This window comes from Pengzhenrongella phosphoraccumulans (assembly GCF_045689905.1).
Lineage (GTDB): Bacteria > Actinomycetota > Actinomycetes > Actinomycetales > Cellulomonadaceae > Pengzhenrongella > Pengzhenrongella phosphoraccumulans.
In genome coordinates this window covers 3676423-3701015 of the sequence record NZ_CP144210.1, presented here as the reverse complement: position 1 = coordinate 3701015, position 24593 = coordinate 3676423, and the positions used below count along the sequence as shown (strand labels likewise).

Genomic DNA, 24593 nt, shown 5'->3' with positions numbered 1-24593 from the left:
ACACTTACTTACCGGTCAGTAAGGGTGCAGGTCCAGCGCTAGGGTTTCCCTATGACCGACACGTTCGACACCCTCGCCACGGCTTCCCCGGCGACTCCCGTCGTCGGGCGGAGGGCACCCGCGCGAGCGCGGCGCCCCCGCCAGGAGACGGCGCGACGGCGCGAGGAGATCCTGCAGGCCGCGATGACCACCTTTGGCGCGAAGGGTTACCACAACGGTTCGCTCGTCGACGTCGCCGAGCAGGTCGGGATCACCCACGCCGGCGTGCTGCACCACTTCGGCTCCAAGGACCAGCTCCTCATCGAGGTGCTCGAGTACCGCGACCGGGCTGACGTCGCGCACCTCGAGGGCCAGCACGCACCGACCGGCCTGGAGCTGTTCCGGCACCTCGTCACCACGGCCCGGCTGAACATGGAACGGCCCGGCATCGTCCAGACGTACACCGTGCTGTCCGCGGAGTCCGTCACGGACAACCACCCGGCCCAGAACTGGTTCCGCGGGCGCTTCCAGGGCCTGCGTGAGCTGCTCACGGCCTCCCTGGCGCAGGTGTGCGGCCCCGACAACCTGCCCACGGACGACGAGCTCGAGCTCGCCGCGGGCGCGATCATCGGCGTGATGGACGGGCTGCAGATCCAGTGGCTCCTGGACCCGGACGCCGTCGATCTTGCGCGTTCCACCGCGTTTGCGATCGAGGCGATCCTCACCGCTGTCGTCGGCAACCGCGCGCGCACCCCGATCCTCTGACACCGCCTGGACGGGCGCCCGCAGCTCTGGTGCGAACGCATCCCTTGTGAGGCACCTGGGCGCCCGCTGTGAGATGCGGACGTGACCGAGCGGTGCAAGCCTGGGACCACCCTTGGAGATGAGGTGATGCAGCTGCATCTGCCTACATTCCGTGCCCCGCGACCCCGACGAAGTGGCCGCAGCCGGCAGCGTGCGTCGTCGGGCACCCCCCGCATTCGACTACCCCACGTTCACCGAAAGGCGACGCCATGTCTGGAAGGACGCACGCACTCCTGCGCTACCCCGCCGTCGTTGTTGTCAGCCTGCTGGGCCTGGTCGGCCTCGCAGCATCCGCAGAGGCTGCCCCGCGCATTGTCCTCAACCTCCCGCTCAGCGAAACGTCCGGAAAGACCGCCGTCGATATCAGCGGCCTCGGACACAACGGCACGTTCGGCGCAGGCGTCACCGTGGGACAGCCCGGAGCGTCCTACAAGTTCACGACCGGCCACGTCACCGTCGCGTCCAAGAAGAGCATGAACCCCGGCACCGCTGCGTTCTCGTTCAGTTTGGAGTTCGCGTGGAACACGACCGCCGTAGCTCCGACCGCGGCGAAGGACTACGACCTCATGCGCAAGGGCCTGAGCGCTAACCCGGGTGGCTCGTACAAGATGGAGTTGACACCTGCGCCCACCTGCTTCTTCAAGGGAGCGAATGCGAGCGAGCGTGCCGTGTCGAGCCCCGTCAACGTGCTCGACGGGAACTTCCACAGCATTACCTGCCGACGCACCGCCGGCGTTGTCTCGATCACGGTCGACGGCGTGGTCACCAGCCGATCCATGGCCATCGGCTCCATCAGTAATCTCAGCTCTGTCACGGTCGGCGCGAAGAACGACGGCGACGACCAGACCAAGGGTTATCTCCGAAACGTGAAGATCATCGTCGGATGACCCTCCGGAATACCGCTATGTTGTCGGTGCTTGACACACTCTTTGCACCCGACAATTCAGGGGGATTCATGACCAGCATGCCGACCTATCCGACCGGATCCGGCCCCGCAGCCAACCAGATGGGCGCGCCTCGGCGGCCCACACCGACCGATGTGCTGACCTCGGTCAAGCTGTGGTTCGCGAGCATCGGGGTCGGGCTCCTGGGCGGGATCCTGGGTTATGTCCTCTCCGATACGACCGCAGCCGTCAAGAAGTTGTCCGAGACCGACACGAGCGGGTTGACCGAGGCTCAGCTTCAGGCCGCGGTGAACATCGGACTCGTGGTGGCGCTCGTGCTCACGCTCGTCATGCTCGGGCTCCAGATCCTGTTCGTGTTCAAGATGAAGGCGGGCCGCGGTTGGGCTCGCATCGTGCTGACCGTGCTCGCCGCCTTCAGCGCCATCTCGACGCTGATGTCCCTCACGGGCGGCTTCACCGTCAGCACCGCCTTCAGCCTCGTCTCGCTCGGGCTCGTCGTCGCTGCGGTCGTCTTCATGTTCCGCCCCGCTGCAAACCCGTATTTCAGCAAGGCCCAGGCCTGACCCCTGCGGCTTGCTATGACACCTACGCTTAGGTGTCGAGAGTGGACCCCGAGGCCTGAGCGGCCAGCCGGTCATTCGCGATGGCGGTGTTGTCCGCCGCGATCTGCGCCCGGCTGGCTTGGGCTTTGAGGTTCGCCTCAAGTCGCTGCTGATCGCGCTCGAGCTGAGCCTTCATGGCCGCCTGAGCCGCCGCACTGGCTGCGGTGGTGGTGGCACTGACTGCGCTGACTGAGATGGGCGTTCGCCCGTACGAGCGGTGGAGGGGTCGAGCTGACCCCTCCACCGCGCTATCGACACGCCAGCGCCGCTGGTGAACTCCCCCGCGGCCTTGGATCGACTGTGACTGTGCGGAAGTCCCCTTGCGTCACCTCTTGACCGTTTTATCCTCATTGGGTATGATTAGCACAGGTGTTCGATCTTCTTCGACTCAGTGCTGTGACTCGATGGCGGGAGGGGGCGGCTGTGGAGGCAACCACCGGGCCTGCTCCCGCACCAGCGGTGATCACTGTGTCGGGTTCTCCTCGGGCCGTGGCCGACGGCGGCCCGGTCGCGCCGCTCGCGTGCGGGGCGGGCGGCGAGGTGGCCGCGTTGCGCGCGGCCGCCGCCGCGCTTGCCTCCGCTGCTTCAGGGGCGTCGGGGTGGGCAGGGCCTGAGCGGCAGGGCGTGCTGACCGAGCTGAACCTGACCATCGACACCCTGCAAGCGATCCGGTCCGCGGTGCTCATCGCCGAACGCAACGCGGACACGTGGCGCGGGTCCGGGGACCCCAGCTTCGAAGCGTGGGTCGGCCGCAAGACCCGGCTCGGCAAGCGCGGCGGGGCCGCGCGGGTGCGCCAGGCCGCCGAGCTCGACACCGTCCCGGACGTGCGCGAGGCCGTGACCGAGGGGCGTATCCCGCTGGAGCACGCCGGCATCATCGCCAAGGTCGCCGCCACCGGCACCCCCGCCCAACGCGAAGCCGCCACCTCCCCCGCCGGGCAAGAAACGTTGTTGGGCCTGGCTGCCGGGCAGGACGCGGGCACGTTCGCGCGCACCGCCGACCGGTGGGCCGCCAACCTGGACCCCGCCGGCCTGGAACGCGACCACCAAGCCCAACGCCGCGCCCGGTTCCTGCACCTGACCCACACCCCGCACGGCACCCACCTCAAAGGACTGCTCGACTCCCTCACCGGCCACCAGGTCGCCCTCGCCCTGGAAGCCGCCACCCCACGACCCGCCGCCGACGACGACCGCGACTACGGCCAACGCAACGCCGACGCCCTGGGGTCCATCGCCGACCGCATCCTGGCGTCCGTGAACACCAAACCCGGCGCGCACGTGCCACCCCAGGTCTCGGTCATCCTGACCGAAGCGACCTGGGTCGCCGCCCAAGCCGACCGCGACCGCCGCCGGGCAGCCCTAGCCACCTTCGGATTCACCACCGACGACGACGCCGACGATGGCGGGGAGGTTGGCGGGCGCAGCGGGGGTGGCAGTAGCGAGAGCGGCGCAAGCACCCTGTTCGGCAGCGGGACCGGCACCGGCAGCAACGCCGGTTCCGAGACCGAATGCGGGGCGGGGCCTGCGGTGCTCCCGGTGTTGGGGTATGCGCCGGCGACCCTCGAGGACGGCACGCCCGTGCCGGCAAGTGAGCTCGGGGTGATCATGTGCGACTGCGAGCTGACCCGCATCGTCATCAACGCCGACGGCGTCCCCCTGGACCTGGGGCGCACCGAACGGCTGTTCACCGGGGCCCAACGCAAAGCCGTCATCGCCCGCGACCGCGAATGCGCCTGGCCCGACTGCCACGCCCACGCCCGCTGGTGCCACATCCACCACCTGGCCTGGTGGCAACGCGACGGCGGAACCACCTCCGTAGAAAACGGTGCGTTGCTATGCAACTTCCACCACCACGAAGTCCACCGACTCGACCTCACCCTGACCCGCCACACCACACGCGACTACGACGGCATCACCGGCATCGCCCGCGTCTGGTACGACTTCACCGACCCCACCGGACGAACACTCCGCGGCCCCGCCGGGGCAAGCCCACCCACCGGACCACCCGGGATCCAACCACCCGCACCACCACGACCACCCGAACCACCGAACGAGCTCGGCCTCGACCGCGACGTCGACACCCTCGTCGCGTGACAGCCGATTTGCGAATGGCTGAGGGCCAGGCCGCGCGGCCGCACGGCTTGCGGGTGGGCACGCCGTGCGGTGCCGGAGCGCGCGAGAGCAGCTTTCGCTCAGCCTGCGAGGGCAGCTTCCGGGGTGTCGGCGTCAAGGATTCCCTGCGAGGCCAGAGGGCGGTTGGCCTCGACCACCTTCTGGTACGCGGGCAGGTCGCGGTAGAGCTCGTCCTTGAGCGGGTTGCACTTGCCCTGGACGATCTTCATCACCTGGTAGATCACGACGGCAAGGTTCGCCGCCAGGGCGATGGCGCTGACCACGAACAGCGCGGTCGGGTCGTTCGAGGACTTGACCGCGAAGGTGGACTCGCCGACGAATGCCGGAAACGCCATCGTGAACATCATCCAGAACGCGAGCGTCTGGGCCCGGTGCTGGAGCCACGCACCGCGCTTGATGAAGAAGGCGGGGATCGTGCACGAGACGAGGAGCGCGGCACCTGCGTAGAACGCGTGGTCGCCCACGCAGTTGTAGACGTACGCGAAGTTCCACAGGTCGTACGCGATGATCCAGAACCAGAGCATGTCGGGCCAGATCATGTCCTTCTTCTTGCCCCGGCTGATGAAGATCCCCGCCCACCCGCAGATGGTGAGCAGGTTGAGCAGGCCGGCCACGCCGTTCATGATGTTCCAGGGCCCGCCGACCATCATGACGCCGTCGATGTGGCCGTTCAGGCCGTAGACCTGGAAGTCGCGGATGACCGCCTCGAAGATGTTCAGGGCCAGGATCGCCGCCGGGAACATCAGGGCGAACTTGTTCTTGATCAGGCCCGGGATGAAGCGCAGGGCCATGAACCCGAGACAACCAGCCAGCGACGAGTAGACCTTGACCCAGTGGAACCAGGTCCCGGTGCTGGACCCCGCCCCGGCCGTCGTGGGCCAGACGAAGATAGTCAGGGCGAGAGGGAGCGCGAGGAAGAGCGAGAGCCCAACCCACTTGTTGGCTCGCGCGGCCTCGTTGGCGAGCATCAGCGCCCCGACCACCGCGATCCACATGAGTGCCGAATACCACGGGATCGACTCGAACAGGAACACGGGGTCAGTCTCCTTCGACGTGAGCGGGTGAGGCGGAAGTGGGTGGGACGTCAGCGGGCAGGGCGTCAGCGGGGAGGTGGAGGGTCTGTCGCACGATCCCGATGAGGACCCGGTCCTCGATGCCGGGCTTGGACCGGGTGAGCCCGATCAGTCCGTAGACCAGCACGTAGAAGGTCTCGTAGACGTGCCCGATCTCCAGCTCGTGGAGCCGGGCATACGCCTCGACCGTGGTCGTACGGAAGCAGTCCACGATGGCGATGACCGCGCGGTCGACGAACTGGTTGTACAGGCCGGCGTTCTCCGGCCGGTGCAGGTCCGCCCGGAGCGGGCCCGCGTCGTGCAGGTGGTGCCGGAAGATCGCGATGCAGTCCGTCAGGGCGCGCTCGATGTTGCCGACCTCGCGCTCGGCGTCCCACGCCCGGATGCTGGCGACGAACTCGGTGATGTCCGCGTCGAGGACGTCCTGAACCAGCACGTCCTTGTCGGCGAAGTAGTGATAGACGAGCCCGCGCGTCACGCCGACGCGTTCGGCGACGTCCGTGAAGGATGTCTTGGCTATCCCCTGCTCCGAGAAGAGCTCGCGCGCCGCGGCGCGGATCTCGTCCCGGCGCTCCTCGGGCGGCTTGATCGACCGCGCACGCGGTCCGGCGGACTCCCCTGTCCCAGCCATGTCAGCTCCGTCGGATCGCCACCTGGTCGCACGTGGTCGTCGTCGACCAGTGCGTACGAGATGACGCTACCCACATCCGTTGACACAGTGTCAACGGATGGGGGTAGCGGCGGTGAAGTCGACCCGTTCGGCTCAGTCTCGAGCGCTCAGTCGTTGCGCGGGAAGCCCAGGTTGATGCCGCCGTGGCTCGGGTCGAGCCAGCGCGAGGTGACGACCTTGCCGCGCGTGAAGAAGTGCACGCCCTCGATCCCGTGCGCGTGCGAGTCGCCGAACAGCGACGACTTCCAGCCGCCGAACGAGTAGTAGGCCATGGGGACCGGGATCGGCACGTTGATCCCGATCATGCCGACCTGCACCTCGTTCTGGAACCGGCGCGCGGCACCCCCGTCGTTGGTGAAGATGGCCGTGCCGTTGCCGTACCGGTTCGCGTTGATCAGGGCCAGGCCGTCGTCGTAGGACTCGACCCGCACGACCGAGAGCACCGGCCCGAAGATCTCCTCGGTGTAGACCGACATGTCCGGGGTGACGTGGTCGAACAGGGTCGGGCCGAGCCAGAACCCGTCCGAGTCGCCGTCGGCCTGGATGCCGCGCCCGTCGACCACGAGCTCGGCCCCCTCGGCCGCGCCGGCGGCGACGAAACCCGCGACCTTGTCGCGGTGCGCGCGCGTGACGAGCGGCCCCATGTCGGCGCCCACCCCGTCACGCAGCAGCGCGCCGTCGCCCGTGCGCAGCCCGGCGATCCGCTCGGTGATCTTGGCGATGAGCTCGTCCGCGACGGGCTCGACCACCACGAGCGCGGAGATCGCCATGCAGCGCTCCCCCGCCGACCCGAACCCGGCGTTCACGGCCGCGTCCGCGGCGAGATCGAGGTCGGCGTCGGGCAGCACGAGCATGTGGTTCTTCGCGCCCCCCAGCGCCTGCACCCGCTTGCCGTGCGCGGTCCCCCGCTCGTACACGTAGTGCGCGATCGGCGTGGACCCCACGAACGAGATCGAGGCCACGTCCGGGTGCTCGAGCAGCGCGTCGACCGACTCCTTCGCGCCGTGCACGACGTTGAAGACGCCGTCGGGCAGCCCGGCCTCGCGCCACAGCTCGCCGAGCCAGACCGAGGCCGACGGATCCTTCTCGCTCGGCTTGAGCACGACCGTGTTGCCGGCCGCGATCGCGATCGGCACGAACCACAGCGGGACCATCACCGGGAAGTTGAACGGGCTGATCACGCCCACGACGCCGAGCGGCTGGCGGATCGAGTAGACGTCCACACGGCTCGAGGCGTTCTCCGTGTAGCCGCCCTTGAGCAGGTGCGGGATGCCGCACGCGAACTCGACGATCTCCAGGCCGCGGCTGACCTCGCCCAAAGCGTCGGCCAGCACCTTGCCGTGCTCGGCCGTGAGGATCGCGGCCGCCTCCTCCTTGCGCGCGTTGAGCAGCTCCCGGAACGCGAACAGCACCTGCGCGCGGCGGCTGAGCGCGGTGTCGCGCCACGCCGGGAACGCCGCGAGCGCAGCGGCGACCGCAGCGTCGACCTCGGCCGCCCCGCCGAGCGGCACCGCCCCCGTGACCTGACCGGTGGCCGGGTTGGTGACCGGAGCGGTCGGCGCGCCGTCGGCGGCGGCCACGCGTCGACCGCCGATCCAGTGCGGGATCGGGACGACGACGGGCGCGGTCGTCGCGAGGGGGGCGTGCACGGCGCTGCTCATGGTGGTGGCCTTTGTCCGGGTCGGAAACGGGGATTTGTCGACAAACACACTAGCGAGGCACTACGCGCGGGCCACCTGGGTGTTGGAGACCTGGGCGCGCGGACGGATGACCATCTGGTCGATGTTCACGTGGTGCGGTCGGGTGAGGGTCCACACGATCGCGTCGGCGACGTCGTCGCCGGTGAGCGGGGCATCCACCCCGGCGTAGACGGCGTCGGCCTTGGCCGCGTTGCCACCGAAGCGGTTGAGGGAGAACTCCTCGGTGCGCACCATGCCGGGCGCGATCTCGATGACCCGGATCGGCTGGCCGATGAGCTCGAGCCGCAGCGTCGTGGCGATCTGCCGCTCGGCATGCTTGGCCGCGACGTACCCGCCCCCACCCGGGTAGGTGTCGTGCGCGGCGGTCGACGTCAGCACGACGACGTCGCCGCGACCCGAGGCCCGCAGCGCCGGGAGCAGGGCGCGCGTGACGCGCAGCGTGCCGAGCACGTTGACCTCGAACATCGCGCGCCAGTCGTCGATCGACGCGGTCTCGACACTCGACGCGCCCACGGCTCCGCCGGCGACGTTCACCACGGCGTGCACCGGGCCCTGCGCGGTCACGGTGGTGGCCAGGCGCGCGACGTCGTCGTCGTCGGTCACGTCGGCGACCAGCGCGACGGCGCCGGTCTCGGCCGCGAGCGCGGCGAGGCGGTCGGCCCGTCGCGCGACCGCGACGACATCCCACCCCAGCGCGCGCAGCTGCCGGGTCGTGGCGGCCCCGATGCCCGACGACGCCCCGGTGACGACCGCGCGCAGCGTCGGCGAGCCGGTCACAGCGTCGCCTCGACGACCGTGAGCGCCTCGTCGTAGATGGCGAGCGCGCGGGCCACCTCGTCGTCAGTCACGACGCACGGCGGGACCACATGGATCCGGTTCTCCGCGAGGAACGGCAGCAGGTGGCGGGCCATGAGCTCGCCCTTGATCCGCCCCATGACGGCGGACGGCACGGGCGCCCGGGTCTCGCGGTCGGCGACCAGCTCGAGGGCCCAGAACACGCCGAGCCCGCGTACCTCGCCGATCATCGGGTGCCGGTCGGCGAGATCGGCCAGGCCGGGAGCGAGGACGTCGGTGCCGATCCGCGCCGCGTTCGCCACGATCCCCTCCACCTCCATCGCCTCGAGCGCCGCCTCGATCGAGGCCATGGCGAGCGGGTGGCCGGAGTAGGTCAGGCCGCCCGGGAACACGCGGTCGTCGAACGTCGCCGCGATCTCGTCGGCGATGATGACGCCGCCGACCGGGACGTAACCGGAGTTGACCCCCTTGGCGAACGTGATGAGGTCCGGGCGCACGTCGAAGTTGTCGAACGCGAACCACGCACCGGTCCGGCCGAACCCGGCCATCACCTCGTCGAGGATGAGGATGATGCCGTACCGGTCGGCGAGCGCGCGCACCCCGGGGAGGTAGCCGGGCGGCGGGACCAGCACGCCCGCGGTCCCCACGACCGTCTCGAGCAGGATCGCCGCGATCGAGCTGGCACCCTCGGCCTGGATGACGCGCTCGAGGTGGTGCAGCGCGCGCTCGGACTCCTGCTCGGGCGTGGTCGCCCAGAACTCCGAGCGGTACAGGTACGGGCCGAAGAAGTGCACGTGGCCGCGCGCGAACTCGTTGGGGATCCGGCGCCAGTCGCCGGTCGCGACGATCGCCGCGCCCGTGTTGCCGTGGTACGAGCGGTAGGTCGACAGGACCTTGTCCCGGCCCGTGTGCAGGCGGGCCAACCGGATCGCGTTCTCGTTGGCGTCCGCTCCGCCGTTCGTGAAGAAGACCTTGGCCATGCCCGCCGGGGCGTGCGCCACGATGGCGCGTGCGGCGAGGCCGCGGTCGAGGTTGGCGACGGACGGCGCGATCGTCGGCAGCACGTCTGCCTGCGCCTGGATGGCGGCGACGACCTTCGGGTGCCGGTGCCCGATGTTGACGTTGACGAGCTGGCTCGAGAAGTCGAGGTACCGGGTCCCGTCGAAGTCCCACACCTCGCTGCCCAGGCCGCCGGCGATCACGAACGGGTCGAGCGTCGCCTGCGCCGACCACGAGTGGAACACGTGCGTGCGGTCCAGGTCCCGAGCAAGCTCACCAAAAGATTCCATGCGAGCCACCTTCGCACCCCGGCCCGCCGAGAACGCACGTTCCGCCCGCCGAGTCCCGTCAGATGGGCGAAAAACCGTTCAGCGGGTCGTGGTGGCGGTGGGCCGCGGGCGGACGGCGGGGATGACCTGCTCGCCGTAGGCGCGCAGCGTGTCCTCCTTCGAGTCGTGCTGGAGGTAGCCGGCGAACTGGGTGACGCCGAGGCTCCGGAGCTCCTCGAGCCGCTCGATGTGCTGGGCGGCCGTACCGAGGATGCAGAAGCGCTCGATGATCTCGTCGGGCACGAAGTCCGCGTGGACGTTCCCCGCCCGGCCGTGGTCGTTGTAGTCGTAGCCCCGGCGGCCGGCGACGTAGTCGGTCAGCGCCCGCGGGATCCCCGACGCCCCGGCGTCCGCGCCGTGCTTGGCGATGATGTCCGCGACGTGGTTGCCCACCATCCCGCCGAACCAGCGCACCTGGTCGCGCATGTGGGCGCGGGACGAGCGCGTGTCCGCACCGATGTACATGGGCGCCGCGACGCAGAACCTGATCGCGTCGGGGTCCCGGCCGACCCGCTCGGCGGCCTGGCGCACGACCTGGATGGTCCACCGGGCGATGTCCGGATCCGCGAGCTGCAGGATGAACCCGTCCCCGACCTCCCCGGTGAGCTTCAGCGCGAGCGGGCCGTACGCCGCGACCCACACGTCGAGGGTCGACCCGTGGCTCCACGGGAACCGCAGCTCGACGCCGTCGCGCTCGATCGAACGGCTGTTGGCCAGCTCCCGGATCACGTGGATCGACTCGCGCAGGGTCGCGAGGTTCGCGGGCCGGCCGTTGAGGACCCGCACGGCGGAGTCGCCCCGCCCGATCCCGCAGATCGTGCGGTTGCCGAACATCTCGTTCAGCGTGGCGAACAGCGAGGCCGTCACGGTCCAGTCCCGCGTGGACGGGTTCGTGACCATCGGGCCGACCATGATCTTGCGGGTCGCGGCCAGGATCTGAGAGTAGATGACGAACGGCTCTTGCCAGAGCAGGTGCGAGTCGAAGGTCCACACGTGGCTGAACCCGTTGAGCTCGGCCAGCCGCGCGAGCTCGATCGTGCGCGAGGCGGGCGGGTTGGTCTGCAGGACGACACCGAGATCCATGCGATGGCCCTTCGCTACAGCAGGTACTGGGACAGGCCGCGAGGCACGTACCGGCCGTGGCCGGTGCGGCCGTGGAACGCGCCGGCCTCGATCACGACGGCGCCCCGCGACAGCACGGTGTCGACGTGCCCCGCGATCTCGTAGCCCTCCCACGCCGAGTGGTCCATCGCCATGTGGTGCGTCTTGCCGTACCCGATGCTCGTGTGGCCGGCCGGGTCGTAGACGACGACGTCGGCGTCGGCGCCCGGCGCGAGCACGCCCTTGCGGCCGTAGAGCCCGAACATGCGCGCCGGCGTCGTCGAGCACAGCTCGACCCAGCGCTCGAGGGTGATCCGACGGTCGACCACGCCCTGGTAGAGCAGGTCCATGCGGTGCTCGACCGAGCCGATGCCGTTCGGGATCTTCGAGAAGTCGCCGAGCCCCAGCTCCTTCTGGTCCTTGAAGCAGAACGGGCAGTGGTCGGTCGACACGACCTGGGCGTCGTTCGTCCGCAGGGCCTGCCAGAGCGCGTCCTGGTGCCCCTCGGCGCGCGCGCGCAGCGGAGTCGAGCACACCCACTTGGCCCCCTCGAAGCCGGGCGCCCCGAGGTTCTCCTCGAGCGAGAGGTACAGGTACTGCGGGCAGGTCTCGGCGAACACGTTCTTGCCGGCATCGCGCGCCGCCGCGACCTGCGCGATCGCCTGCTTGGCCGAGACGTGCACGACGTACAGGGGTGCGCCGGTCAGGTCCGCGAGCATGATCGCGCGGTGGGTGGCCTCCTCTTCGAGCTGCCACGGCCGCGACACCCCGTGGAAGTACGGGGAGGTCTCCCCGCGCGCCAGGTGCTGCGCGACGAGGGTGTCGATCGCCGGGCCGTTCTCGGCGTGCATCATCACCATCGCGCCGTTGCCGGCGGCCTTCTGCATCGCCCGCAGGATCTGGTCGTCGGTCGAGTAGAAGACCCCGGGGTAGGCCATGAAGAGCTTGAAGCTCGTGATCCCCTCGGCCACGAGCTCGTCCATCGCCTTCAGCGAGTCGTCGTCGACCCCGCCGATGATCTGGTGGAAGGCGTAGTCGACCACGCAGTTCCCGGCGGCCTTGGCGTGCCACGCGGCCAGTCCGTCCTGGACCCGTTCGCCCTGGCGCTGCACGGCGAAGTCGATGATCGTCGTCGTGCCGCCCCACGCGGCGGCCGCCGTGCCGGTGGCGAACGTGTCGGACGCGAACGTGCCGCCGAACGGGAGCTCCATGTGGGTGTGCGCGTCGACACCACCGGGGAGCACGTACCGGCCGGTCGCGTCAATCACGCGGTCGACGGAGCCGGCGAGGTCGGCCGCGAGCGCGGTCGAGCCGGGGGCCACGAGCGCGACGATCAGCTCGTCGTCGATCAGGACGTCAGCCACGCAGCGTCCGGTCGCGTTCACGACCGTGCCGCCGGTGATCAGGGTCGTCGCCATGTCGCCCGCCCCCCTACGGCGCCACGAGCGGGCCGTAGGTGTCCGGCCGGCGGTCTCGGAAGAACTGCCAGGTCTCGCGCACCCGCCGCATCGCGTCGAGGTCCAGATCGCGCACGAGCAGCTCGGGGGTGTCGGTGCTCGCTCGGTCGCCGACGTCGTTCCCGTCGGGCCCGACGAAGTACGAGCTGCCGTAGAAGGTCACCGCCTGGTCACCGAACTCGGCGGTCTCGGTGCCGATCCGGTTGTTCGCGCCGATGAAGTAGCCGTTGGCGATCGCCGCGGCCGGCTGCTCGATCTCCCACAGCCGGTTCGAGATGCCGGGCGCCGTCGCGGACGGGTTGAACACGATCTCGGCACCCGCGAGGCCGAGCGCGCGCCACCCCTCCGGGAAGTGCCGGTCGTAGCAGATGTACACCCCGATCCGGCCGACGGCGGTCTCGAACACCGGCCACCCGGAGTTCCCGGGTCGGAAGTAGAACTTCTCCCAGAAGTGCGGCAGGTGCGGCAGGTGCGTCTTGCGGTACTTGCCGAGGTAGCGTCCGTCGGCGTCGATCACGGCGGCGGTGTTGTAGAGCACCCCGGGCTGCTCCTCCTCGTACAGCGGCAGCACGATCACCATGTGGTGCTCGCGCGCCAGGGCCTGGAACCGTTCGACGGTCGGACCCGGCACCGGCTCCGCGTACGTATAGTACGTCGCGTCCTGGACCGCGCCGAAGTAGGGGCCGTAGAAGAGCTCCTGGAAGCAGATGATCTGCACCCCCTGGGCCGCGGCCCGCCGCACGAAGTCCTCGTGCACGGCGATCATCGACTCCTTCGAGCCCGTCCAGCTCGTCTGGGTCAGTGCTGCGCGGACCTTGGTCATCGGCTCACCCTTTCGGCGCGCGGCCCACGGGTGACACGGCCGCTGGTTCACTATGACCCGCGACCGGGCAGTTCGCCCGGGTTTCGCAGCACTCGGTGTGGTTCGCGGCGCCGTCGGCCGTGCCCGCCGCGACCCGGCGGCCTAAGGTGGACCCGGATCCCGGCCCCTCCTTGGCCCGGGGCGCCGCCCGGTCTTGGGCGGCCGGTCCATGCGGCGCGACGTGCGCCCACCCTCCCGTCTCGCCCCCGCCAAGGAGCGCCCTGCCCATGATCTCCCCGTCCCCCGCGATCGCCCGACGCCGGTCCGTCCTCGCGAAGACCACCGGCGCGGTCCTGTCCGGCGGCGCGGCCCTGTTCGCCGTCGCCGGTTGCACCTCAGCCGACTCCGCGACGGCACCCGAGCCGACGGCGTCGTCGTCGTCGGCCGTGGCGTTCAGCCCGCTCACGCTGGACAACTGCGGCACCGACGTCGCGATCACGGCCCCGCCGACCCGGGTGATCACCGTGAAGTCCACCGCGACCGAGATGCTGCTCGCGCTCGGCCTGCAGGACTCGATGGTCGGCACCGCGTTCGCCGACGGTCCCGTGCCCGCGCCCTTCGCCGCGGCGTACGGGACGATCCCGGTGCTGTCCGACAACGTGCCCGGCCAGGAGGCCGTGCTCGCCGCCGACCCCGACTTCGTCTACGGCGGGTGGGAGTCGAACTTCTCCGCCGACGGCGCCGGCGACCGCGCCGGCCTGGCAGCGCTCGGGATCGGTACCTACGTCTCCCCCGCGGCGTGCAAGGAGGCCGGGTACCAGCCCGACCCGCTGACGTTCGACGCCGTCTTCGACGAGATCCGCGAGGTCGGAGCCATGTTCGGCGTCGCCGACCGCGCCGACGAGCTCGTCGCCGCCCAGCAGGCCGAGCTCGCCGACGTCACCGCGCCCGCCAAGCCGACGACGGCGCTGTGGTACAGCTCCGGGACGGACGCCCCCTACGTCGGGGCCGGCATCGGCGCACCGCAGATGATGCTGACGGCGGCGGGCCTGACGAACATCTTCGCCGACGTGCACGACACCTGGACGTCCGCCGGCTGGGAGCAGGTCGTGGCGGCCGACCCCGACGTGATCGTCCTGGTCGACGCGAGCTGGAACACCGCCGCGAAGAAGATCGAGCTGCTCGAGGCCAACCCCGCGACCAGCCAGCTCACCGCCGTCCGCGAGCACCGGTACCTGACCGTCCCGTTCCCCGCGGCCGAGGCGGGCGTGCGCAACGTCGAGGCGGTCGTGAGCCTCGCCGACCAGCTCGCCGCCCTCCCCGCGGTGAGCTGAGCGCAGTGAACCGTCCCGGGTGGCGCCCGCCGCTGACCGCCCTCGTGGTGGTCGGGCTCGCGGCACTCGTGGTGACCGTGCTCGTCACCGTGACGATCGGGCCGGCCGACATCGCCGTGGCCGAGGTCGCGCGGTCCATCGCGGGCCATCTCGGGCTCGGGGGGGCCGACGGCGTCCCGCGCCTCGTGGACGCGATCGTGTGGGACCTGCGCCTGCCGCGGGTGCTCACCGCCGCGGCGGTGGGCGCGGGCCTGGCGCTGGCGGGCGCCGTGATGCAGAGCCTGACCCGGAACGCGCTGGCCGACCCCTACCTGCTCGGGCTGTCGTCCGGCGCATCGCTCGGCGCCGTCGCGGTGCTGTTGATCGGGGTCGAGCTGCTGCTGCCGGTCGCCGCGTTCGCGGGCGCACTCATCGCGCTCGTCGCGACCCTCGCGCTGGCCCGGACGAACGGCGTGCTCACCCCGGGCCGGGCGGTGCTCGCCGGCCTGGCGATCTCGCAGCTGTGCGCCGCCGGCACGTCGTTCGTCATCTTCTGGACGGCCACCGGGGACTCCTACCGCGAGATCCTCAGCTGGCTCATGGGCTCGCTCGCGGGGACGACCTGGACCTCCGTCGCGATCGCCGGGGTCGCGTTGGCGGTGGTCGGCACGGTCCTGCTCGCAAGCGCCGTCCGGCTCGACGCGTTCGCGTTCGGGGACACATCGGCCGCGGCGCTGGGCATCGACGTCGAGCGCACGCGGTGGACGCTCATGACCCTCGTGGCGCTGCTGACCGGGGCGATGGTCGCCGTCAGCGGCGCGATCGGGTTCATCGGGCTCGTGCTCCCGCACGCGGTCTCGGTCCTCACCGGGCCCGGGCACCGGCGGCTGCTGCCCGTCGCGGCGCTCGCCGGCGCCACGTTCCTCATCTGGGCCGACACCGCTGCTCGAACGATGTTCGACCCTCGCGAGCTGCCGGTCGGGATCATCACGGCCCTCGTCGGCGTGCCGGTCTTCGCCGTGCTGCTGCGCCGAGGCCGAGGTGCTGCATGGAGCTGACCATCGCCGCGGTGCGGACCCGGCTCGGGGGCCGCTGGGTGATCGACGGCATCGAGGCCACCCCTCCCCCGGGTCGGGTCACCGGGCTCCTCGGCCCGAACGGCTCCGGCAAGACGACGCTGCTGCGCCTGATCGCCGGGCTGCTCGAGCCCGAGGGCGGGGCCGTGCTCGTCAGCCCGCCCGGTGCCTCGGACGAAGCCGCGCGGGCACCGGCACCGGTTCCGGCACAGGTGCCCGTGCACACCCTCGACCGCCGCGAGCGCGCGCGCCGGATCGCGCTGCTCGAGCAGGAGTCGGCCAGCACGGTGCCCCTGACGGTGCGGGAGGTCGTCGCCCTCGGGCGCATCCCCTACCGCACGCTGTGGGGCGCAGATCCCGACGCGGGCGCCGTCGAGCGCGCGTTGACCCATGCGCACGCCGCGCACCTCGCGGACCGCGCGTGGTCGGACCTGTCGGGTGGCGAGCGCCAGCGGGTGCACATCGCGCGCGCCCTGGCCCAGGAACCCGACCTGCTCCTGCTCGACGAGCCCACCAACCACCTCGACGTGAGCGCACAGCTGAGCGTGCTGGCCTTCGTGCGCGACCTGGGCACCACGACCGTCGCAGCGCTGCACGACCTCAACCTCGCGGCGACCTTCTGCGACCACGTCCTGGTCCTCTCGCAGGGCCATCTGGCCGCGGCGGGCGACCCGCGCGACGTGCTGCGCCCGGACCTGATCCACGCCGTCTACGGCGTCGACTGCGACGTGCTCACCCACCCGCGCACCGGCCGCCCGGTGATCGCGTTCTCCGAGCAGCACCCGGGGCGCGCGGACGACGGCACGACCGCGAGACAGACTGCCGACCCCACCCTGGAGGATGCTCGATGAAGGTCACGGTGCTCTCGGGCGGCGTCGGCGGTGCGCGCTTCACACGTGGCCTGCTCGCCCACCTGCGCACGACCCTGCCCGACGGCGCGCGGGGAACGACGGCCGAGATCACGGTCGTGGCGAACACCGGGGACGACATGTGGTTGCACGGGGTGCGCGTGTGCCCGGACCTCGACACCCTCATGTACACCCTGGGCGGCGTCGTGCACGAGGGGCAGGGCTGGGGCCGCGCAGGCGAGACCACGCGCCTGGCAGCGGACCTGGCGGGCTACGACGTCGGGGGCGACTGGTTCACGCTGGGCGACCTGGACCTGGCCACGCACCTCGCACGCACGCAGCTGCTGCGCGCGGGCCTGTCGCTGTCGGCCGTGACGCAGCGGCTCGCCGATCGCTGGCCCCTCGGCGTCCGGCTTCTGCCGATGTCCGACCAGGAGGTCGAGACCCACGTCGCCGTCGACGGCCCGGTGCCCGGCGGACCCGAGACGCTGCTGCACTTCGAGGAGTGGTGGGTGCGGCACCGGGCGGTGCCGGTCGCGCACCGGTTCGTGCAGGTCGGCCTCGAGCGCGCCAGCGCCGCGCCGGGCGTCGTGGCAGCGCTGCTCGACGCCGACGTCGTCGTGCTGCCGCCGTCGAACCCCGTCGTGTCGGTCGGCACGATCCTGGCAATCCCCGGCATCCGGGAGGCGCTCGTGGCGACCAGCGCCCCGGTGGTGGGGATCTCTCCGATCGTCGGCGGCGCTGCGGTCCGCGGCATGGCCGACCAGTGCCTGCGGGCGATCGGCGTGGCGACCTCCGCGGCGGCGGTGGCGAGGCACTACGGGCGCCGGACGAGCGGCGGCGTCCTCGACGCATGGCTGGTCGACACCGTCGACGCCGCCGACGCGGCCGACCTCGCCGCGGACGGCTGGCGCGTCGGGGTGGCGCCGACCCTGATGACCGACATCCCGACCACCGCCGGCATCGCCGCGAGCGCCCTCGCGCTCATCGCCCGCTTGCATACCTAGAACCTCTAGGGTTCAATACCTGGTACATCTAGGTATAGGGGTCGCCATGCACATCGACAAGGATCTGGTCGCCGCATCGGCGACCCCGATGGTGCTGGGCATCCTGACGGAGGGTGACCTGTACGGCTACGCGATCGTCAAACGCGTCAGTGAGCTGTCGGGCGGCGGCATGCAGTGGACCGACGGCATGCTCTACCCCCTGCTGCACCGGCTCGAACGTCTCGGGCACGTGTCCTCGTCCTGGGGAACCTCCGAGGCCGGCCGGCGCCGCAAGCACTACGCGATCACGCCGTCGGGCCGGGCGTCCCTCGCCGAGCGGCAGGAGCAGTGGACCGTCGTGGCCGACGCGCTGCGACAGGTGTGGCTGTCTGCGCCACGATCGCCGCTCACGGCGCAGGGGTGGGCATGATGGAGCAGCACCTCGAGCTCGATGCCGACATCGACCGATGGCGCGGGTACGTCCAGCGGCACCAGGCCATCTCCACCGCGGACATCGACGAGCTGGAGGACCACCTGCGCGGGCAGGTCGCCGACCTGCGGGCCGCCGGGCTCGACGACGCGGAGGCCTTCGGAGTCGCGATCAAGCGGCTCGGCAACCTCGACGCCGTCTCGCGCGAGTTCGCCCGGGAGCATGCGGACCGGCTGTGGAAGCAGCTCGCCCTGGTTCCCCCGGCGCCGCGCGAGGCCGGCGGGACCCCGTCGCGCGAGCTCGTGGTCGTCCTCGCGCTCGCCGTCGGGGCGGGGCTCGCCGTGCGGGCCGCTCTCACCTGGCTCGACGACGCCGCCCTCGTGCGCAATCTCGCCCTGCTCGTCGTCCCGTTCGTGGCCGCGTACTTCGCCTGGAAGCGCCGGCTCACGATGCGGACGGTGGCGGCGCTCGTGCTGCCGGCCGTCGTGCTGGCCGTGCTGCTGAACGTCTACCCGTTCGAGCCCGACAGCTCCACCGAGCCGCTCGCTGCGATGCACGCGGTCGTCGCGCTGTGGCTGCTCGTCGGCGTGGCCTATGTCGGCGGCCGGTGGCGTTCGGACGGCCGGCGCATGGACTTCGCCCGATTCACCGGCGAGCTCGCCATCTACTTCACGCTCCTGGCTCTCGGCGGGGGCGTGCTGATCGGGCTGACCGTCGCCGTGCTGCGGCTCGTCGGCATCGACCCCGAGCCGGTGCTGGGGAGCTGGGTCCTGCCGTTCGCGGTGCCCGGGGCGTTGGTCGTGGCTGCGTGGCTCGTGGAGGCCAAGCAGAACGTGGTCGAGAACATCGCACCGGTCCTCACCCGCGTGTTCACCCCCTTGACGATCCTCATGCTGCTGACCCTGCTCGGTGCCTTCGCGATCGCCGGCGGGCTCGGCGAGGTCGACCGCGACCTGCTGATCCTGATGGACGCGATCCTCGTCCTCGTCGTCGGCCTGCTGCTCTACTCGATCTCCGCCCGGGAGCCGTTGGCACCCCCGGGGCTCTTCGACACGCTGCAGCTGGTGCTGCTCCTCGCAGCGCTCGCCGTCGACGCGGTGCTGCTCACGGCGATGCTGACGCGGATCGCCGAGTTCGGCGCCAGCCCGAACAAGATTGCCGCCCTCGGCCTGAACCTGGTGCTCCTCGTGCACCTCGCCTGGTCGGCCCGGCTCTCGGTCGGCTTCCTGCGTCGGCGCAGCACCTTCGCCCCGCTCGAGCGCTGGCAGACCCGCTACCTGCCGGTCTACGGGGTGTGGGCGGCCGTAGTGGTCGTGGTCTTCCCACCGGTGTTCGCCTTCGCGTGACCAGCGAGGGCTCGGCGCGTGCAAGGGCCCACCCCGAGCGCCAGCGCCGCGTCGAGGTCCTCGGGGTAGTCGACGTCGTGCGTCAGGCCGGAGGTCGGCGCGACCACGATCCGGACGTGCCCGCGCGCCAGGTGGGCCGCGGCGGACCCCGCACCGAACGCCGGGTCGACGGCGTGCCCGGGCCCGGCCGTGAGCAGCGTCGTGCCCGTCCCGGCCCAGTCGGTGACCACGCCGAGCGGGTGGCGTCCCGCCTGGGCGAGCGCCGCGTCGAGATCGGCGGCGCGCAGCGCGGGCAGGTCCCCGAGCAGCACCCCGAGCCCGTGGGTGGGCGCGTCGCGCTGCGCCCGCTCGACCCCCGCGCGAACGGCGGGGTTCAGCCCGGCCGGGTCGGGCTCACCGATCACGTCGATCAGCACGGCCGTGTCCGGCCCGCCGGTCACCGATCGCACGGCCGCGGCCACCGTGGCGTCCGCGGTGACGATGACGATCCGGTCCACCGACCGCGCGCCGGCGGCCGCGGCCAGGGTGTCCTGGACCATGGCGCGCGCCAGCTCCTGCCGCGGACCGGGGGCGAGCCAGGACGCCAGCCGCGACTTGCCGTCGCCGGCGGCCTTGATCGGGACGACGAGCGTCCAGCGCAGCCCGGTCACGACCGCTCGCCGGCGGCCGCGTCCTTCCAGCCGCGGGCGTAGGCCTCGGCGGTGCCCTGCGCGAACATGTCCTCGGCTCCCAGCCGCACGAGCGCGCGGGCGCCCGGTCCGTCGTCGTCGGTCACCACGCGGGCCAGGCCGCGCACGACGGCGACCGGCCGGCCGGAGGACTTGCCCTTGACGAGCTCGGCCGCCGCCGCGATCTCGTCGGCGATCGCGGTCATCGTGGCCGTGAGCACGCGCCCGTAGCTGTCGCGCGCGCCGCGCAGGTCGTCCAGGACGACGACGCCCGCGGCACCGATGGCCAGGTCCGTCACGCCCTGGCGCCACGGGCGCCCGGCGGTGTCGGTGATCACGACGCCGACGCGCACGCCGAACCGCTCGCGCAGCCCGGCCCGGATCGCGCGGGCCGTCGCGTCCGGGTCGAGCGGGAGCAGCAGCACGGTCCCCTCGGGGGTGTTGCTCGCATCGACGCCCGCGGCGGCCATGACCAGCCCGAGCCGGTTCTCCACGATGCGCGTGACCCCGCCCGGGTGCTCGCGCGTGGCGACGACCCGCACCGTCTCGTCGGTGATGGCCTGCTCGCGGTCGGTCGCGGCGACCACCCGCCCCTCGGCCTTGGAGACGATCTTGGAGGTCACGACGACGACGTCCCCGTCGCGGCAGTCGCCCAGGACGCCGGCCAGGAGCTCGACGAGGTCGTCACCGCTCGTGACCTCAGGCAGCCCGTCGGGGGCCCAGATGGTCAGCGGGCCGTCGGTGAGGTAGCTCATCGGACCAGCGCCGGCAGCACGTCGCGCCCGAAGGTCTCGATCCACTCACGCTGGTTGCGCCCCACGTTGTGCAGGTAGACCCGGTCGAAGCCGAGGTCGACGTACTTCTGGATCTCGGCACGGTGCACATCGGGGTCCGCCGAGATGACCATGCGACCGGCGAAGTCCTCGGGACGCACGAGCTTGGCCATCTGCTCGAAGTCGAACGGGGAGCGGATGTCGGCCTTGGGGAACTTCATCCCGCCGTTCGGCCACTCGGTCATCGCGTTGGCCAGCGCCTGCTCGTCGGTCTCGGCCCACGACAGGTGCAGCTGCAGCACGCGCGGCATGGTCTGCGGGTCCTTGCCGGCCTCGCGCGCGCCGTCGTCGAACTTGGCGAACAGCCCTGCGATCTTCTCGAGCGGGGCCCCGACGGTGATCAGCCCGTCCGCGAGCCGGCCGGCCCGCTTGGCGGTCACCGGGCCCGCGGTCGCGACGAGGATCTCCGGAGCGACCTCGGGCATGGTCCACAGGCGGGTCGACTCGTGCTTGTAGAACTGGCCGGAGTGCTTGACGTCCTTGCCGGCGAGCGAGCCGGTGAACAGCTTCTTGATGATCTCGATGGCCTCGAACATGCGGTTGATCCGCTCCGGGGCCTCGGGCCAGTAGCCGGCCACGACGTGCTCATTGAGGGCCTCGCCGGACCCCAGCCCGAGCCAGTGCCGGCCCGGGTACATCGCCGCGAGCGTCGCGGACGCCTGGGCGACCATCGCCGGGTGCCACCGGAACGTCGGGGCGGTGACGCCCGGTCCGATGTCCCCGCGGGTCCGCTCTCCCAGTGCGGAGAGCACATTCCACACGAACGCCGACTGCCCCTGCGCCGGGACCCACGGCTGGAAGTGGTCAGCGGCCATCACCCCCGAGAACCCGTGCTCCTCGGCGAAGACCGACAGCGCGATCGCCTCCGTCGGGTGGAACTGCTCCAGCATCGCCGCGTATCCGACCGTCAGACCCTGCGCCACAGGAGTGTCTCCTTCGTCCTCGATGGACCGTCCGCACTGAACCGTCAGAGGCGAGCGTATCGGCGCGCCCCGACCGGTCGGCGGGTCTGGGAGGATGGCTGACCATGAGCAACACCCAGCCGACCGAGCCCACCACCGCCGAAGACCCCACGCGAGGAGCCGGTCCGCAGGTACCCGACAAGGTATCCCTGGCCGGGCTCGAAGACCGGTGGGCCGCCACCTGGGCCGAGCAGCGCACCTACGCGTTCGACCGCACGGCCACGCGCGAGCAGGTCTACTCGATCGACACGCCGCCGCCGACCGTCTCCGGTTCGCTGCACGTGGGCCACGTCTTCTCCTACACGCACACCGACATCGTGGCGCGCTTCCGCCGGATGTCCGGCCGCGAGGTGTTCTACCCGATGGGCTGGGACGACAACGGCCTGCCGACCGAGCGGCGCGTCCAGAACTACTTCGGCGTGCGCTGCGACCCGTCCCTGCCGTACGACCCGGCGTTCACCCCGCCCCAGGTGGGCGGCGACGGCAAGAGCACGCGGGCCGCCGACCAGCTGCCGATCTCGCGGCGCAACTTCATCGACCTGTGCGAGCAGCTCACGGTCTCCGACGAGCGCGAGTTCGAGTCGCTGTGGCGCTACCTCGGCCTGTCGGTCGACTGGGAGCACCACTACCAGACCATCTCGGGCGAGTCCCGCGCCGTCGCGCAGCAGGCCTTCCTGCGCAACCTGGCGCGCGGCGAGGCGTACCAGGCCGAGGCCCCGGGCATGTGGGACGTGACGTTCCAGACCGCCGTCGCGCAGGCCGAGCTCGAGGCCCGCGACTACCCCGGTGCCTTCCACCGGGTCGCGTTCCACCCGACCGACGAGGTGACCGGCCTGCCCGGCGCCCCGCTGTACATCGAGACCACCCGGCCCGAGCTGCTGCCCGCCGCGGTCGCGCTGATCGCGCACCCCGACGACGAGCGCTACCAGCACCTGTTCGGCACCACGGTCCGCTCGCCGCTGTTCGGCATCGAGATCCCGGTGCTGGCGCACCGCGGCGCCGAGCCCGACAAGGGCTCCGGCATCGCGATGTGCTGCACGTTCGGTGACCTGACCGACGTCGTGTGGTGGCGCGAGCTCCAGCTGCCGGCCCGTTCGGTGATCGGCCGGGACGGTCGCCTGCTCCGCGAGACGCCGGCCTGGCTGACGGTCGCGGAAGGCGCGAGCCCCGCCGCCGCCGCCCTGTGGGCCGAGCTCGGCGGCAAGACGACGTTCTCCGCCCGGACCGCCGTCGTCGACGCGCTGCGCGCGAGCGGCGACCTCGACGGCGAGCCCGTCCCCACCCAGCGCAAGGCGAACTTCTTCGAGAAGGGCGACAAGCCCCTCGAGATCGTCACCTCCCGCCAGTGGTACATCCGCAACGGTGGCCGCGACGAGGCGATGCGCACCGAGATGCTCGCGCGCGGCGCCGAGCTCGCGTTCCACCCCGACTTCATGCGGGTGCGGTACGAGAACTGGGTCGGCGGCCTCAACGGTGACTGGCTCGTCTCGCGCCAGCGCTTCTTCGGCGTGCCGATCCCCGTCTGGTACGCGCTCGACGCGGACGGCGAGGTGCTCTACGACGCACCGATCGTGCCGCGCGAGGACCAGCTGCCGATCGACCCGTCGAGCGACCTCCCGGCCGGCTACACCGCCGGCCAGCGCGGCGTGCCCGGCGGGTTCGTGAGCGACCCCGACGTGATGGACACCTGGGCGACGAGCTCGCTCACGCCGCAGATCGCCGGCAAGTGGCGCACGGACCCCGACCTGTTCGCGCGCGTGTTCCCGATGGACCTGCGCCCGCAGGGCCAGGACATCATCCGCACCTGGCTGTTCTCGACCGTGGTGCGCTCGCACCTCGAGCACGGCTCGCTGCCGTGGGCGAACGCCGCGATCAGCGGCTGGATCCTCGACCCCGACCGCAAGAAGATGTCCAAGTCCAAGGGCAACGTCGTCACGCCGCGGGGGCTGCTCGAGGAGCACGGGTCGGACGCCGTGCGGTACTGGGCTGCCTGCGCGCGCCTCGGGACCGACGCGGCCTTCGAGGTCGGCCAGATGAAGATCGGTCGGCGCCTGGCGATCAAGGTTCTCAACGCGAGCAAGTTCGCGCTGACCTTCGGTGGCGACGGCGAGCTGGCCATCGACCCCGCCCTCGTGACCGACCCCCTCGACCGCGCGATGCTCGCGGGCCTCGCCGACGTCACCGACCGTGCCACCGCGGCCCTGACCGCGTACGACCACACCCGCGCGCTCGAGGTCACGGAGACGTTCTTCTGGACGTTCTGCGACGACTACCTCGAGCTCGTCAAGGACCGCGCGTACGGCGGCGGGGCGACCGAGGTCTCCGCGCCGACGGCTTCCGCCCGCGCCGCCCTGGGGCTCGCCCTCGACACGCTCCTGCGCCTGTTCGCGCCGGTGCTGCCGTTCGCGACCGAAGAGGTCTGGTCGTGGTGGCGCAAGGGCTCGGTGCACCGCGCACCGTGGCCCGTGGCCGCACCCCTGTTCGCGGTCGCCGCCGGTGCCGACCCCGCGCTGCTCGGGTCGGCGGGCGCCGCGCTCGCCGCGCTGCGCAAGGTGAAGTCGGAGGCCAAGGTGTCGATGCGGACAGAGATCTCGCACGCCGAGCTCGTGGTCCCCTCCGGCCGTGTGGCCGCGCTGGAGACCGTCGTCGGCGACCTCCGCGCCGCGGGTCGCGTCGTGGGCGACCTGGTCCTGGTGCCTGCGGCCGACGACGCGGACGGTGTCGAGGTCCGCGTCGCCGACCTCCTGCCGACCCCGCCGAAGAACAAGGCCTGACAGGTCGC

The 24593-nt window shown here is 71.4% G+C and carries 23 protein-coding genes; 11 read left to right on the top strand and 12 right to left on the bottom strand.

The window, feature by feature from the left end; genetic code table 11:
* The first annotated feature begins 51 nt into the window (after nt 1-51).
* The 3 genes from VTA80_RS17145 to VTA80_RS17135 all read left to right on the top strand — a co-directional run bounded on the left by VTA80_RS17145 (nt 52) and on the right by VTA80_RS17135 (nt 2251).
* Nucleotides 52-744, top strand: coding sequence for a TetR/AcrR family transcriptional regulator (locus tag VTA80_RS17145; RefSeq protein ID WP_407342296.1), 693 nt, complete (start codon nt 52-54; stop codon nt 742-744).
* A gap of 248 nt (nt 745-992) precedes the next feature.
* Nucleotides 993-1670: a LamG-like jellyroll fold domain-containing protein gene (locus tag VTA80_RS17140; RefSeq protein ID WP_407342295.1), complete on the top strand. Its 678-nt coding sequence runs from the start codon at nt 993-995 to the stop codon at nt 1668-1670.
* Nucleotides 1671-1738: 68 nt separating this feature from the next.
* On the top strand, nt 1739-2251 hold the full coding sequence (locus VTA80_RS17135; RefSeq protein WP_407342294.1) for a hypothetical protein: 513 nt from the start codon (nt 1739-1741) through the stop codon (nt 2249-2251).
* A gap of 28 nt (nt 2252-2279) precedes the next feature.
* Here the strand turns inward: VTA80_RS17135 and VTA80_RS17130 are convergent, their stop codons facing one another.
* Complete coding sequence (locus VTA80_RS17130) at nt 2280-2426, bottom strand: hypothetical protein (protein ID WP_407342293.1); 147 nt, start codon at nt 2424-2426, stop codon at nt 2280-2282.
* Nucleotides 2427-2779: 353 nt separating this feature from the next.
* On the opposite strand from VTA80_RS17130, the gene VTA80_RS17125 reads away from it, so the two are divergent.
* Complete coding sequence (locus VTA80_RS17125) at nt 2780-4384, top strand: DUF222 domain-containing protein (RefSeq protein WP_407342292.1); 1605 nt, start codon at nt 2780-2782, stop codon at nt 4382-4384.
* A 98-nt stretch (nt 4385-4482) separates the two neighbouring features.
* On the opposite strand, the gene VTA80_RS17120 is transcribed toward VTA80_RS17125, so the two are convergent.
* From VTA80_RS17120 to VTA80_RS17085, 8 genes are all read right to left on the bottom strand, one after another.
* Nucleotides 4483-5457, bottom strand: a complete 975-nt coding sequence (locus tag VTA80_RS17120) for a DUF5692 family protein (protein ID WP_407342291.1) — start codon at nt 5455-5457, stop codon at nt 4483-4485.
* A gap of 4 nt (nt 5458-5461) precedes the next feature.
* Entirely contained in the window at nt 5462-6127 is a 666-nt protein-coding gene (locus tag VTA80_RS17115) for a TetR/AcrR family transcriptional regulator (protein ID WP_407342290.1), read from the bottom strand.
* Between the two features lie 146 nt (nt 6128-6273).
* Nucleotides 6274-7827 carry a CoA-acylating methylmalonate-semialdehyde dehydrogenase gene (locus VTA80_RS17110; protein WP_407342289.1) on the bottom strand — a complete coding sequence of 518 codons (1554 nt, stop codon included), beginning with the start codon at nt 7825-7827 and terminating at the stop codon, nt 6274-6276.
* Nucleotides 7828-7887: 60 nt separating this feature from the next.
* Complete coding sequence (locus VTA80_RS17105; protein WP_407342288.1) at nt 7888-8643, bottom strand: SDR family NAD(P)-dependent oxidoreductase; 756 nt, start codon at nt 8641-8643, stop codon at nt 7888-7890.
* A complete protein-coding gene (locus VTA80_RS17100) occupies nt 8640-9950 on the bottom strand; it encodes an aspartate aminotransferase family protein (protein ID WP_407342287.1) in 1311 nt (436 codons plus the stop codon). Before VTA80_RS17100 ends, VTA80_RS17105 begins: the two co-directional genes overlap by 4 nt.
* Before the next feature lie 78 nt (nt 9951-10028).
* Nucleotides 10029-11072: a TIGR03842 family LLM class F420-dependent oxidoreductase gene (locus VTA80_RS17095; RefSeq protein ID WP_407342286.1), complete on the bottom strand. Its 1044-nt coding sequence runs from the start codon at nt 11070-11072 to the stop codon at nt 10029-10031.
* Nucleotides 11073-11086: 14 nt separating this feature from the next.
* Nucleotides 11087-12508: a dihydropyrimidinase gene (hydA, locus tag VTA80_RS17090; protein ID WP_407342285.1), complete on the bottom strand. Its 1422-nt coding sequence runs from the start codon at nt 12506-12508 to the stop codon at nt 11087-11089.
* A gap of 13 nt (nt 12509-12521) precedes the next feature.
* Nucleotides 12522-13370, bottom strand: coding sequence for a nitrilase-related carbon-nitrogen hydrolase (locus tag VTA80_RS17085; RefSeq protein ID WP_407342284.1), 849 nt, complete (start codon nt 13368-13370; stop codon nt 12522-12524).
* A gap of 266 nt (nt 13371-13636) precedes the next feature.
* Here VTA80_RS17085 and VTA80_RS17080 point away from each other — a divergent pair, with 266 nt between their 5' ends.
* Genes VTA80_RS17080 through VTA80_RS17055 form a run of 6 tightly spaced genes read left to right on the top strand, consistent with a single transcriptional unit; the run spans nt 13637 to nt 19348 of the window.
* Nucleotides 13637-14683 carry a putative F420-0 ABC transporter substrate-binding protein gene (locus tag VTA80_RS17080; RefSeq protein ID WP_407342283.1) on the top strand — a complete coding sequence of 349 codons (1047 nt, stop codon included), beginning with the start codon at nt 13637-13639 and terminating at the stop codon, nt 14681-14683.
* 5 nt (nt 14684-14688) lie between these two features.
* Nucleotides 14689-15720: a putative F420-0 ABC transporter permease subunit gene (locus tag VTA80_RS17075; RefSeq protein ID WP_407342282.1), complete on the top strand. Its 1032-nt coding sequence runs from the start codon at nt 14689-14691 to the stop codon at nt 15718-15720.
* Nucleotides 15711-16589 carry a putative F420-0 ABC transporter ATP-binding protein gene (locus VTA80_RS17070; protein ID WP_407342281.1) on the top strand — a complete coding sequence of 293 codons (879 nt, stop codon included), beginning with the start codon at nt 15711-15713 and terminating at the stop codon, nt 16587-16589. The genes VTA80_RS17075 and VTA80_RS17070 overlap by 10 nt, the downstream gene beginning before the upstream one ends.
* Complete coding sequence (gene cofD, locus VTA80_RS17065; protein WP_407342280.1) at nt 16586-17593, top strand: 2-phospho-L-lactate transferase; 1008 nt, start codon at nt 16586-16588, stop codon at nt 17591-17593. The genes VTA80_RS17070 and cofD overlap by 4 nt, the downstream gene beginning before the upstream one ends.
* Before the next feature lie 46 nt (nt 17594-17639).
* A complete protein-coding gene (locus VTA80_RS17060) occupies nt 17640-18002 on the top strand; it encodes a PadR family transcriptional regulator (RefSeq protein ID WP_407342279.1) in 363 nt (120 codons plus the stop codon).
* A complete protein-coding gene (locus VTA80_RS17055; RefSeq protein ID WP_407342278.1) occupies nt 17999-19348 on the top strand; it encodes a permease prefix domain 1-containing protein in 1350 nt (449 codons plus the stop codon). Before VTA80_RS17060 ends, VTA80_RS17055 begins: the two co-directional genes overlap by 4 nt.
* Here the strand turns inward: VTA80_RS17055 and cofC are convergent.
* Genes cofC through VTA80_RS17040 form a run of 3 tightly spaced genes read right to left on the bottom strand, consistent with a single transcriptional unit; the run spans nt 19288 to nt 21739 of the window.
* Nucleotides 19288-19998 carry a 2-phospho-L-lactate guanylyltransferase gene (gene cofC, locus VTA80_RS17050; protein WP_407342277.1) on the bottom strand — a complete coding sequence of 237 codons (711 nt, stop codon included), beginning with the start codon at nt 19996-19998 and terminating at the stop codon, nt 19288-19290. The genes VTA80_RS17055 and cofC overlap by 61 nt on opposite strands.
* The gene (locus VTA80_RS17045) at nt 19995-20771 is read right to left on the bottom strand and encodes a coenzyme F420-0:L-glutamate ligase (RefSeq protein ID WP_407342276.1); all 777 of its coding nucleotides are present in this window, start codon (nt 20769-20771) and stop codon (nt 19995-19997) included. The genes cofC and VTA80_RS17045 overlap by 4 nt, the downstream gene beginning before the upstream one ends.
* Nucleotides 20768-21739 (bottom strand): TIGR03557 family F420-dependent LLM class oxidoreductase, encoded by a 972-nt coding sequence (locus VTA80_RS17040; protein ID WP_407345797.1) that lies wholly within the window; start codon nt 21737-21739, stop codon nt 20768-20770. The genes VTA80_RS17045 and VTA80_RS17040 overlap by 4 nt, the downstream gene beginning before the upstream one ends.
* Before the next feature lie 137 nt (nt 21740-21876).
* Here VTA80_RS17040 and valS point away from each other — a divergent pair, with 137 nt between their 5' ends.
* Nucleotides 21877-24585, top strand: coding sequence for a valine--tRNA ligase (gene valS / locus VTA80_RS17035; RefSeq protein ID WP_407342275.1), 2709 nt, complete (start codon nt 21877-21879; stop codon nt 24583-24585).
* The last annotated feature ends 8 nt before the right edge of the window (nt 24586-24593 follow it).